The sequence below is a fragment of the Limnobacter sp. SAORIC-580 genome (assembly GCF_013004065.1).
GTDB classification, from domain to species: domain Bacteria; phylum Pseudomonadota; class Gammaproteobacteria; order Burkholderiales; family Burkholderiaceae_B; genus Limnobacter; species Limnobacter profundi.
In genome coordinates, this window is the sequence record NZ_CP053084.1 from 272680 (window position 1) to 284784 (window position 12105).

At 52.3% G+C, this 12105-nt stretch carries 7 protein-coding genes; 5 read left to right on the plus strand and 2 right to left on the minus strand.

The window, feature by feature from the left end; genetic code table 11:
- The first annotated feature begins 4 nt into the window (after positions 1-4).
- From HKT17_RS01240 to HKT17_RS01255, 4 genes are all read left to right on the plus strand, one after another.
- Positions 5-8284, plus strand: a complete 8280-nt coding sequence (locus HKT17_RS01240; protein WP_171097257.1) for a two-partner secretion domain-containing protein — start codon at positions 5-7, stop codon at positions 8282-8284.
- Between the two features lie 93 nt (positions 8285-8377).
- Positions 8378-8785, plus strand: a complete 408-nt coding sequence (locus tag HKT17_RS01245) for a heme-binding protein (protein WP_171097259.1) — start codon at positions 8378-8380, stop codon at positions 8783-8785.
- Positions 8786-8892: 107 nt separating this feature from the next.
- A complete protein-coding gene (locus HKT17_RS01250) occupies positions 8893-9240 on the plus strand; it encodes a DUF4870 family protein (protein WP_105027980.1) in 348 nt (115 codons plus the stop codon).
- Positions 9233-9751 carry an NlpC/P60 family protein gene (locus HKT17_RS01255; protein ID WP_105027981.1) on the plus strand — a complete coding sequence of 173 codons (519 nt, stop codon included), beginning with the start codon at positions 9233-9235 and terminating at the stop codon, positions 9749-9751. The genes HKT17_RS01250 and HKT17_RS01255 overlap by 8 nt, the downstream gene beginning before the upstream one ends.
- 62 nt (positions 9752-9813) lie before the next feature.
- Here HKT17_RS01255 and htpX read toward each other — a convergent pair whose 3' ends face one another.
- Both htpX and HKT17_RS01265 read right to left on the minus strand, forming a co-directional pair.
- A complete protein-coding gene (gene htpX, locus HKT17_RS01260) occupies positions 9814-10692 on the minus strand; it encodes a protease HtpX (RefSeq protein ID WP_105027982.1) in 879 nt (292 codons plus the stop codon).
- On the minus strand, positions 10689-11033 hold the full coding sequence (locus HKT17_RS01265) for an HPF/RaiA family ribosome-associated protein (RefSeq protein ID WP_105027983.1): 345 nt from the start codon (positions 11031-11033) through the stop codon (positions 10689-10691). The genes htpX and HKT17_RS01265 overlap by 4 nt, the downstream gene beginning before the upstream one ends.
- Positions 11034-11140: 107 nt before the next feature.
- On the opposite strand from HKT17_RS01265, the gene HKT17_RS01270 reads away from it, so the two are divergent.
- Positions 11141-12052 carry a LysR family transcriptional regulator gene (locus HKT17_RS01270; protein ID WP_171097261.1) on the plus strand — a complete coding sequence of 304 codons (912 nt, stop codon included), beginning with the start codon at positions 11141-11143 and terminating at the stop codon, positions 12050-12052.
- Positions 12053-12105: the final 53 nt, after the last annotated feature.

A 12105-nucleotide genomic window follows, 5' to 3' on the forward strand; every position in this document is an offset into this window, starting at 1 on the left:
TTTTATGACTTCCGCAACTTGCAAGCTGAATTCGTCTTTCCCACTCAAGCCACTGGCAGCTGCCGTGTTGCTGGTGTTCAGTGCCAATGTGCAGACTGCGCCGATTCTTGATGGTGTCTTGGGCAATAACCTTGATCTGAACGTGTCATTGCCCGGCACCACTGTGATCACTCAGACAGTCAATCAACGTGATGTGATCAGGTGGCAGGAGTTTTCCATCGGCAGCGGCGAAACCGTTCGATTTGTTCAGCCCGGTGCCGATTCTGTCATTTTGAATCGGGTTGTCGGGGGTAATTCATCTGAAATTTTCGGCAGCCTGGTGGCCAATGGTCGAATTTTCCTGATCAACCCAAGTGGTATTGTGTTTGGTGCGGGTTCTCAGGTGAATGTGGGTAGTCTTGTAGCGTCTACATTGAATCTCAAGGGCAATGGTAACGGCAATGGCCAAATGCCTGGTCAAACAATTGAGTTTGAAACAGGTGCAAATGCCGGAGGTATTCTCAATGCTGGCAGCATCACTGCCAAAGACATCGTATTCCTGGCGCCTTCCATTACAAACTCGGGAAATCTGACAGCAGGATTGCAACCACAACACCAGGCTGGCTCTGGCGTGTCGGTGAATCTAATTGCAGCCAAGGAGGTCACCGTAAATACCTCGGGCAGCGACCTAATTGTTCAGGCAGTTGAAGGTCACAACAACGCCTTGATTCAACAGCTTGGCCAGGTGCTGGCCGAGGGCGGACGGATTATTTTGTTGGCCAGTGCATCGAACAACGGCGATCCCAGTGTCATCAACACGGCCGGTGTAAACCAGGCTTCACGAATTTCAATTGAAGGTGATTTGATTCAATTAACAGGTAGCCTCAACGTGGGTAACCCACAGGGTACTGTAGATGTTATTGCGGGTGAAGTTGGCCAGATGCGCAACGGCCAAAGTGCGGCTTTGCTGTCTGACGGTGGCCTGAATATCAATTCAAGAGGTGGTTTGAGTTTAAACAACGCTGGCAATGACTTCACTGGCTCGGTCGATTTGACAGCGACAGGGTCAGTTGCAGTTCATGATTCCAACAATCTGCAAGTTTCGGTCGATTCAGGCGGTGAAGCCACACTCAGTGCTCAGAACCTTGCCATCAGAAGTCTTGCTTCTGATGGCCTCACAGTCAATGCCAGTGGCAGGATCGAGCAGACTGGCCCGGTGCAGGTGAATGGAAGCACAGTATTGAATGCGAATGAAATCAACCTGGGGAATCAGGCAAACCAGTTTGATGGCGAGGTATTGATTAACAGCACTGCGGGTACTACTTTACACACCAATGGTGGGTTGAACATTTCAGGTTCTGCCGCGCAACTGAATTTGACAGCAGCCGAAATTACGCAGAGCGCTGCGCTGTCCGTTGCTGGTTTATCCACCCTGAATGCCAATCAGGTCAATCTGCTTGAGTCCGACAATGATTTCGCAGGCAATGTCGAACTTGCGGTGACTGGTGCAGCCACTTTAATTGACATGAATGATCTGGCTGTGTCGGGGTCTGCGGGTGCAGCCACTTTGTCAGCAGTCAATCAAGTGCAGTTAAACGAACTGACAGTTGAAAGTTTGAATGTTACTGCGGCCAGCATTTCACAGAACGGAACACTGACTGTGCAGCAAGGTACAAGCTTGAATGCAAGCGCAGTTCAGTTGGCGGATATATCCAATGATTTCGGCGGCAATGTCGAGCTTGGCAATGTGGGCACCGCCGAGCTTGCTGATGAGGGCGAGTTGTCTTTGTCAGGGCAGGTCAACAACCTGACTGCAACCGCCCGCAATACCACGCAGTCGGCGCAGGCAGGGCCGTTGACAGTTAACAACACGGCAACTTTCAATGGCGAGAACGTTGAATTAATTCAGCTTGGCAATTCATTTCGCGGCCAGGTTCTTCTCAATCTGGATGGTCAGGTTCAATTGGGCAGCGCCGAGGGTATTGCGGTCTCAGGGCGGGCTGCAAGCGCAGTTTTCAACGTAGATTCGATTCGTCAAGGCACCACTGAAGCCGATGCGCTGAATGTGCTTGGGCAAACGCGCATTAACAACAGCAATTCTGTTCAGCTAAACAACGCGGCAAACCGTTTCGGTTCAACTGTGGTTCTGCACAATGCAGGCGCAGTAAATTTGAATGGCAACGATACTCTGACTGTTCAGGGTTCTGCCGATGATGTCACTTTGACCACCGGCTCCAATGGGCAGATTGTTGTAAACGGCTTGAATGCAAACAGCCTGAGTGCAACAGCAACACGAATTGATCAAACTGATTTTTTGAATTTGACAGGCACCAGCGCACTGAGTGCACAACATATTGATTTGACTGAGTCAGGCAACAATCAATTCGGCTCTACGGTCACACTTGCTTCCAGTGAAAGCGCAGCAATAAAAGCCAACGGTACATTGACTGTGGCAGGCAATGTTGTCAGCGGTAGTGTTGAAGCCGATTCCTTGGTGTTCAACGGTTTGACCGCAAGCAATGGCCTTGCAATGAGCGCAGACAGCATCACGCAAAGCATGGATGTTGATCGTGCCCTGCAGGTGCAAGGTGAAACCCGGATCAACAACTCGGGTGCCGTTGCGTTGAACAATGCAATGAACGATTTCAATGGCGATGTGGTTTTGAATACCCAAGGTTCTGTGCGTTTGCGTGACAGCAATACCTTGACGATCGAGGGGCAGGCCGGTTCGCTTGACCTGACAGCGCTATCCATCGCACAAAGTGACTCACTTGTTGTGGGGGCCACCGCTGCCTTGAATGCCGCCGCAGTCAGCCTGAATAACCCTGCGAATGATTTTCAGGGGCAGGTTAACTTGCTTGGCAATGCACGTGTCAGTTTGCGCGACGAAAACACACTGAACGTGGCAGGCAATGCACAGGAACTTGTGTTGAATGCAAACACTGTTGAAATCAGTAACGCGCTGACAGTGAATGAAAACTTGACCTTGACTTCAGATGTTGTGACACAGGCTTCCTCGGGTGCGGCGGCCTTGATGGTTGGAGGTGATGCGCGCATTGAGCACCGCAACAAAAGCAGCAATACCTTGGTACGGTTGAACAACGCCAACAACGATTTTGTTGGCCCGGTTACTTTAAGCAACCAAGTCAATGTTGAATTGGCTGATCGAAACACACTGACTGTTCAAGGCCAGGCAGGTCGTTTGTCCGTCAATGCAACAGAAGTGAATCAGCTTGGCGATCTGACTGTTGAAAACCAAGCCGCATTGAATGCAAACACCATTTCCTTCATGAACGCTGCCAACAACTTCGCAGGCCCCGTGGTGCTGAATTCTGCTGGCAGTGTGGACCTGCGCGACGAGCAAGTAATTGCACTGCAAGGTTCAGCAGGCAGCTTGAACGTGCAGGCAGGCACAGCAATTAATCAGTCGGGCGCATTGAATGTAAATGGCAACAGCAACCTGGCTGCACCTACAATCAACTTGACCAACGCGGCGAACAGTTTTGGCGGTGGCGTTACTGTTAATGCCACACAGCAGGCAACAGTGAATGCCAGTGGAGACCTCTCGGTAGGCGGCAATACAGCAGCATTGACCGTGACCGCACAAAATGAACTGGACTTGAGCAATTCAATGCTGGGTAGCTTGAATGCGGCCGCACAGCAAATTGGTCAATCTGCCGCTGTATCAGTGACGGGTCCAACAGTCCTGGTTGCACAAGGTGCAACGTTATTGGATGAGGGCAACGATTTCAACGGCACTGTCACTCTGAATGTGGCGGGCCAAGCCAGCATCGCCGACACAAACAACCTGTTGATTCAAGGCACCGCGCAAACCCTGACCACATCAGTTGTTGGTACGTTGACAGCAGGAGATCTTAGTATTGCCAATGGCACCTTGATTGCTGGCGAGATCAATGTGAACCAACTTGAAGTTGCGAACAGTGCAGAACTGCAAGCTGGCAAGGTTACCCAAACGCAGGCCAGCCAAACTGGAGGAAGCTTGACACTTCGCGCAAACGAGGTTGATCTTGCCCAGTCTGGCAACGACTTCAGTGGTCAAATTATTCTGCAAAATGTTGGCACTGCAACCATCAGCGACATCAACGATTTGGTCTTGAGTGGCCAGGTTCAGGCCCTGGCAGCTGATGCGCAGCGCATCACCCAACAGCAAAGCCAGCCAGGTGCCTTGAATGTTCAGGGCAGGGCTGACCTGCGTGCAGCAAATATTGATCTTCAAAATGCCGCCAACAACTTCGGCGGTGTTGTGGATTTGCAGGTCAGCGACACGGCACAATTGCGCGATGTCAATAATCTGGTTTTGCAGGGTGATGTGGGTACCTTGAATGTGAGGGCTTCACAGCTGGCACAGGCCAGTTCACTGACTGTTCGAAACAATGCGACCATTGAAGCAGCCGCAGTTGATTTGAATCATCAAGCCAATGATTTTCAGGGACGCTTGAGTCTGAATGTTGCAGGCGATGCTCAAGTGGCTGATACCAATAGCCTGCGTGTGGCGGGTAATGTCAACACAGCAACCATGAATGCAAGTACCTTGATCGTGGATGGTTTGGCTGCACAGGGCAACGTAACTTTCAATGCCGCATCCACCGGGCAAAGTGGAGTACTTTCGGTGGCAGGCGCCAGTACTTTCAATGGAGACTCGATCGCGCTGGACAACCAAGCGAACAGCTTCAGTGATGTGGTGCATTTGAATTTGACTGGTGCAGCATCCATCACCGCCAGCGGTGGGCTGAACGTATCAGGCACTGCCACTTCAGTGAATGCAAGTGCGAATTCGCTTTCTGTGTCCAGCCTTGCTTCAGAAAACATCGTGTTGCAGGCAGATCAACTTGAATTGAACAACTTCAGCGCCACGGGTAATTTGACCTTGAATGGTGGCAATGTAATTCAGCAAGGTGCTTTGCAGGTGGGGGGTACAACCACCCTGGGGGCTAGCAATGTGACTTTGCAGGATGAAGCCAACAATTTTGTTGGCAATGTGGTGCTGAATTCTGCTGGCAGTGTGAACCTGCGCGACCAGCAAGTAATTGAGTTGCAAGGTTCAGCAGGCAGCTTGAACGTGCAGGCAGGCACAGCAATTAATCAGTCGGGCGCATTGAATGTGAATGGCAATAGCAACCTGGCTGCACCTACAATCAACCTGATTAATACAGCGAACAGTTTTGGCGGCGGCGTTACTGTTAACGCCACACAGCAGGCAACAGTGAATGCCAGTGGAGACCTTTTGCTGGGGGGCAATGCAGCAGCATTGACCGTGACCGCACAGAATGAACTGGACTTGAGCAATTCAGTGTTGGGTAGCTTGAATGCGACCGCACAACACATTACACAGACCGGTGAGTTGTTGGTGACTGGTGCTACTGAGTTGACTGCACAGGCAGTCGATTTAAGGAACGAACACAACAACTTCAGCGGCCCGGTAACACTTGATGTGGCGGTGCAGACGGATATCTCAGACAACAATGATTTGCTGCTTCAAGGTCAATCGCAAATTTTGAATACATCCGTTGTTGGTACGTTGACAGCAGGAGAACTTAGCATTGCCAATGGCACCTTGATTGCAGGTGAGATCAATGTGAACCAACTTGAAGTTGCGAACAGTGCAGAACTTCAGGCTGGCAAGGTTACCCAAACGCAGGCCAGCCAAACTGGAGGCAGCTTGACACTTCGCGCAAACGAGGTTGATCTTGCCCAGGCTGGCAACGACTTTAGTGGTCAAATTATTCTGCAAAATGTTGGCACTGCAACCATCAGCGACACCAATGATCTCGCCTTGAGTGGGCGTGTGAATGCATTGATTGTCAACGCCCAGCGAATCACGCAGCAGCAAAGCCAGCCAGGTGCCTTGAATGTTCAGGGCAGGGCTGACTTGCGTGCAGCAAATATTGATCTTCAAAATGCCGCCAACAACTTCGGGGATGTTGTAGATTTGCAGGTCAGCGACACGGCACAATTGCGCGATGTCAATAATCTGGTTTTGCAGGGTGATGTGGGTACCTTGAATGTGAGGGCTTCACAGCTGGCACAGGCCGGTTCACTGACTGTTCGAAACAATGCGACCATTGAAGCAGCTGCAGTTGATTTGAATCATCAAGCCAATGACTTCCAAGGCAATGTGGCATTGAATGTTTCGGGCACAACAGTTGTTGCTGATGCGAATGTGCTGAATGTGTCGGGTCAATTGAATGGCGCAGCGGAGTTGCGTGCACAGTCGATTGAACAAGACGGTACCCTGACCGCCAATTCCAGTGTCTTGCTGCAAGCCAATCATGTTGATCTGGGTAACCAGGGCAACAGCTTCAACAGTCTGCTTCGTGTGGAAGATGCAAGCCAGGCAACTTTGAGCAGTGCCGGTACCTTGCGGGTACAAGGTGCAAATTTGGGTAATTTGAATCTGCAAGCACAAGAGGCCAGTTTGGGAGAGCTTGGTGAGTTGCAGCAGCTGGATATAGCGGCTGCTGAAGTTCGCCAAACAGCAGCTTTGAATGTGAAGGGTGATACACACCTGCGCAGTGACCGGGTAGATCTGAACAATTCAGAGAACGATTTTATCGGGAAAATTACGGTTCAAAATCCGGATTCCGCCAACGCAAGCGTGTCGATTACAGACAAAAATGATTTGTCCATGCAGGCTGAAAACCTCGCCCTGGCCGCACGCGTGTTAGGCAACTTTGAATTACAAGCCAACAATGTGGAGCTTGGTAGCACGCAAGTGGATGGTGCAAGCCAGATCGAATTGACTGGTGCATTAACCCAAAGCAGGTCGGTCATGTTGAATGATGCAAGCTTGACAGCAGCCCAAATCAGTTTGACCAATTCCGGCAACCGGTTCAATGGCAACACGCAAGTACAGTCAGGTGGTTCGGTTGCACTGGGAACCAGCGGCAACTTGAATGTCAATACCACCTCATCGACTGGTACTTTGGCCCTGAATGTAGGGGGTAATGCGGAAGTCAGCGGCATGCAGGTGCAGTTCGCGGATTCGCAATTCGATGGTGAACTGGCAGTTTCTGCCAATCAAATTTCCCAAGTGGGGCGGTTGCAGGTTGGGGGCGATGCCAGGCTTGAATCAATCGGTGGCGAAATTGATTTGCAGCATGCAGACAACCGCTTTCGGGGCACGGTCAGTGCCAGTGCGGAGCAAACTCGTTTGTCGACCTTGGGCGACATGCAGTTGTTGAACCTGAACAGTCGGGGCGGGCAGTTGACCGCCGATGGCCGCATGCTTCTGCTGGGCACAATTGAGCAAACGGGTGGTGCTTTGACCTTCACTGCGAAAGGCGTGTCGCGACCATTGTCTTCTGCCGACATTGCTCTGGTCTTGCCACCTTCGCTGGATGTATTCTCCAGCAAAGAAGCGGTGAATCCATTCACAGGACTCGGTCGCATTACTGTGGCCAGCCCGATGATTCATCAACGTTCAGGGCAATTGCTCACCACTGCTGGTGCCACAACCCAGTTCAATTCACCTGAAAACGGTTCAATTGTCCTGACGCAGAATAACCAGATCAATGGTCAGGTCGGCGTACTGGCCGGGCGAAGCCACAATCAATCTTTCTCTTATGTGGCAGATCGTGGCGGGAGTCTGTTTGCAGTTAACAACGACGTGCGGTTGAATATTGGAGGGCAGGGTGCCGAAGCAGACTTGATTGCTGTTCGAGCGCGTGGCCTGGCCACACAGGGCAGTGATGCGGTGATCCGTGCTCGGATGCCTTACAACGACCTTGCTGTGGGTACAGCCCGCTCTTACGCAGGCCTGACACTTTCGATACCCTTGGGGGGAGTGAATGGGCAACCGGGTGGTTTGGCCACATTTGGCGAATCGTCTGGTTCAGGTCAGTCGGCAGGTGCCGGTGCCATCCGGGTTGAAGTTGGTGACATCAATCGTCCGGGCTTGGGTGGTTTCCTCACAGTACTACCCTTTGAGGGAAGTAATCTGTTGCCTGGGCAAGTGGTTTACCTGGCGGGCCCGGAGCGCAAGGGCACTCAAGCGTTTTTCTACGATGGGGCACGCAGTCTTGATCGCATTCCCGTGGTTTACAACGGCACCTTGCTGTTGTCACCACAAGAAGCTGCCGCCTTGACGACTGCCCAAGGCGCTGTGGTATTGGCTCGCCAGGAGCAAACCCGTTCCGTGGTTCGCACTGAAAACGTGGCTGGCAAAATTATCAATGGTGTGGTGGCGGAAGTGGGCCCGGGCAGGCCTGCAACCGAGGGCGAGGGTGGTGCAACAAAGCCGGCCACTTGTGATGCAGAAGACTCAGGCCTAAGCTGCGCACCCTGATAATTTCGCATTAGGGACTTCCTGTGTAGCCACCACAGGGAGTCTGCCGCATACTTCGCTTTGACATTTTTAATTCAAAACCGGAGTAAGTTCATGAAAACCAAAGCCGTCTTGTCTGTAGAAGACGTACAAGCCATTTTGACTGCCGCCCGTGCGGAAGCCGAAGCCAACAACTGGGGCGTAACCATTGCTGTGGCCGACGATGGTGGTCATTTGTTGGGCATGCTGCGTTTGGATGGCGCACCTCCCATGAGCGCACACATTGGCCCTTCCAAGGCCAAGTCTGCTGCCATGGCCCGCAAAGACACCAAAATTCTGGAAGACGTGATTAACAACGGCCGTACTGCCTTTGTAACCGCTCCCTACGTAGACGGGCTGCTGGAAGGCGGCGTAACCATTGTGGTCGATGGCCAGGTGGTGGGCGCTGTGGGTGTTTCTGGCGTGAAATCGGATCAAGATGCCCAAGTGGCGCGTGCCGGTATTGCAGCACTGAAGCTGTAATAGTTGCCATTCATGCAGTACAGAAAACCCCGGGCATTTGCCTCGGGGTTTTTTTATGCCGGTGCGCTCGTCTAAAATGGGCAGGTACTTACCGACACTGGAGCGCTATGAGCTATCAACCTAATCCGGTTCCCAATCAGGAAGAGTCCAACCGCACCATTGTTTTGGTGGCCTATGTGTTGGGTGCTGTGGGTATATTCACGGCGTTTATTCCAATCCTGATTGCTCTCATTATTTGTTATGTGAAGCGTGGCGAATCAGCGGGCACTATTTATTACAGCCATTACGACTGGCTTATTTCAACCTTCTGGATTGGCATGTTCTGGTTTGTGGTGGCCATGATCACCATGGTGTTTGGCGTGGGCTTTATTGTTTACGGCATTTTAAGTTTGTGGTTGCTTTACCGCTTCGTGAAGGGTTTGCTCCGGTTTAGTGAAAGGAAGGCGGTTGTTTAATCAAGCTGTTGCTGTGTTTGGCCGGTTTGCTGGCGTGTGTCTGCTGCTGTTGTTGCAGGCCTGTGCAGGTTTGCAAGAAGGTGGTTCGGACGCCTTGGTACTTGAAGATGGCACCGTATTTACCGGCTTCGAAACCGAAAAACCTGAGGTTCAAAAAGCGTTGCTGGCCCAGTTTCGCGAGTGGCGCGGCACACCTTACAAATTGGGCGGCAATTCAAAAGCGGGCATTGATTGTTCGGCCTTTGTGCAACAGACTTTGAATACCCATTTCAACATTACAGCGCCGCGCAGCACCACCCAACAAGTCAATATGGGTGTAGATGTAGGCCGCGATGCCATGCAGGTAGGCGACCTTGTATTTTTCCGAACAGGGTACACCACCAAGCACGTGGGCTTTTACTTGGGCGATGGAAAATTTTTGCACGCCTCTACCAAGGTGGGTGTCACCATCAGCCGGCTTGATGATTTGTATTGGCGTAAAACATTCTGGAAGGTACGCAGGGTGATGTGAAACACCTGCCAACAAAAAACCCGCCAAACTTCGGCGGGTTTTTTGATGAGCGCACAGCGGGTTTATCGCTGCTGGGCCAGTGCTTCAATGCGCTGCTCAATGGGTGGGTGGCTGCTGAACAAGGCCATTACACCACCTTTGCCTGAAATACCGGATGCAGCCATGTTCGAGGGCAGTTCACCAGCCTGCATGCCGCCCAAACGCTTCAGGGCAGAGATCATGGGCTGCTTGTTGCCCATTAACCAGGCTGCGCCCGAGTCGGCACGGAATTCACGCTGACGCGAGAAGTACATCACGATGATGGAGGCCAAGATACCCAGCGTAATTTCCATCACGATAACGGTGATGAAGTAACCCATGCCCTGGCCACTGGATTCAGAATCGTCTTTGCGCAAAAACTGATCCACCAGAAAGCCCACCACGCGGGCCAGGAAAAACACAAAGGTGTTCACCACGCCTTGAATCAGCGTGAGTGTAACCATGTCGCCGTTGGCAATGTGAGCCACTTCGTGCGCCAACACAGCTTCGGCCTCTTCGCGGCTCATGCTTTGCAGCAAACCCGTGCTAACCGCGACCAGTGAGTTGCTTTTGCTGGGGCCAGTGGCAAATGCGTTGGGAGCACCTTCGTAAATGGCCACTTCCGGCATGGGAATGCCGGCTTTGTCTGCAAAGCGCTGAACTGTGCTGACCAACCATTGCTCGGTGGCGTTGCGTGGTGTTTCAATGACTTGTGCGCCGGTGCTCCACTTGGCTACTTTTTTGCTGATCAACAGGCTGATGAATGAACCACCAAAGCCCAGTACAGCACTGAATGCCAACAGCATGGTCAGGTTAAGCTGACCCCCGGCCATGAACTGGTTTAAGCCCAGCACATGCACGGTAATGCCCAGTACCACCATAATGGCGACGTTGGTGGCTAAAAATAAAACAATGCGTTTCATGATGCGTGTTGTCCTTTCAACAATTGCAAGGGGGTCACCTGGTGAAGGGTGTGTTTCAGTTGGCGGCGAACAGCACGTGCTGCTGATTCAACCGCCTGGTCAATTGCGCTGAGCCAATGCGGCCCGGCGCTGTCTACGATCAAGGGCGCTTGCCCGTCGATTCGAATTTCAATCACACAGTTGCGCTGGTCGGCCTGTTTTGCGGAGTGCCTGTCCAGTTTCACGGTGATGTTTTTAATCTGGGTCGAAAGTCGATTGATGGCCGAGCGCACGCGGCGAAGCACGTACCTGCGCAGGGTTTCATCGATCTCGGGATGCCGAGCCACAATTTCAGTTTTCATGGTTGCGTCCTCCTTTCGGGGAAATAGACAGTTGAAGTGTACGCTGGTTCAGTGTAAGAATAAATGGAACAATTGCTTAGTAAATATTCGAATAAATCGAAGGGTTAATGAAACTTACCGACCTGAACTTCCACCACTTGCGCTATTTCTGGATGGTGGCCAACACCGGCAGCCTGACAGCGGCGGCCGAACGGCTTGGGCTGCGCGCACAAACGCTTTCAAGCCAAATTACCCAGTTGGAGCAAACTTTGGGGCGGGCTTTGTTTCAGCCAGTGGGGCGGGGTTTGGGGCTGACCGAGGCGGGGCGAATTGCTTTGCGCTATGCCGACCAAATTTTTCAGCTGGGCGAGCAAATGGCCGAAAGCCTAGGCGACGAGCAACTGGATTACACACTGCGTTTGTCGGTGGGCATTGCCGATGCCTTGCCCAAAACAGTGTCGTTTCACATGATTGAGCCCATTCTGGGCATGCAGCGCCCTGTGCGGCTGGTGTGCCACGAGGGTCGGTTCGAGGCCCTGTGTTCGGAGCTTGTGCAACACAGCGTGGATGTGGTGTTGGCTGAGCGCCCAGGCGGGCAGGGCACTGCACACTTGCAGGTGGCCAAGTTGCTGACTTACCCGGTGCGAATTTTTGCAAGCCCGGATTTGAAACAGAAGTACGAGGCGAACTTTCCACAAAGCTTGCAACACGCGCCTTTCCTGATGCCATCGCGCAACAACGTGTTGCGGCTGAAGCTGGAGCACTGGCTGGAAAGTGTGGGCGTGGAGGTGACGGTGGTAGGGGAGTTCGACGACCTCGCCTTGCTGGAAACGTTTGGCCGGGCTGGCTTGGGATTATTTGCCGTACCCGCCATGCTGATTGAAGACGTGGTGCGCGACCACACCGTGGTGCACATGGGCGATGCACAGGGTGTGGTTGAAGATTTTTTTGCATTCACCCACCCGCGCAACTTGAACCACCCTGCCTTGAAGCTGCTATTTAACGTCAACCCCAATACAAACCCGAATCGCTCCGATTAAACGCTTGCAGTACACTGCGACCTTCCCTGTCACTTCCCAGTTATTTTCCTGTA

Excerpts from the sequence above, each read along its gene's own strand:
- HKT17_RS01240 (WP_171097257.1), top strand. The coding sequence starts at position 5 with ATGACTTCCGCAACTTGCAAGCTGAATTCGTCTTTCCCACTCAAGCCA.
- HKT17_RS01245 (WP_171097259.1), top strand. The coding sequence starts at position 8,378 with ATGAAAACCAAAGCCGTCTTGTCTGTAGAAGACGTACAAGCCATTTTG.
- HKT17_RS01250 (WP_105027980.1), top strand. The coding sequence starts at position 8,893 with ATGAGCTATCAACCTAATCCGGTTCCCAATCAGGAAGAGTCCAACCGC.
- htpX (WP_105027982.1), bottom strand. The coding sequence starts at position 10,692 with ATGAAACGCATTGTTTTATTTTTAGCCACCAACGTCGCCATTATGGTG.
- HKT17_RS01265 (WP_105027983.1), bottom strand. The coding sequence starts at position 11,033 with ATGAAAACTGAAATTGTGGCTCGGCATCCCGAGATCGATGAAACCCTG.
- HKT17_RS01270 (WP_171097261.1), top strand. The coding sequence starts at position 11,141 with ATGAAACTTACCGACCTGAACTTCCACCACTTGCGCTATTTCTGGATG.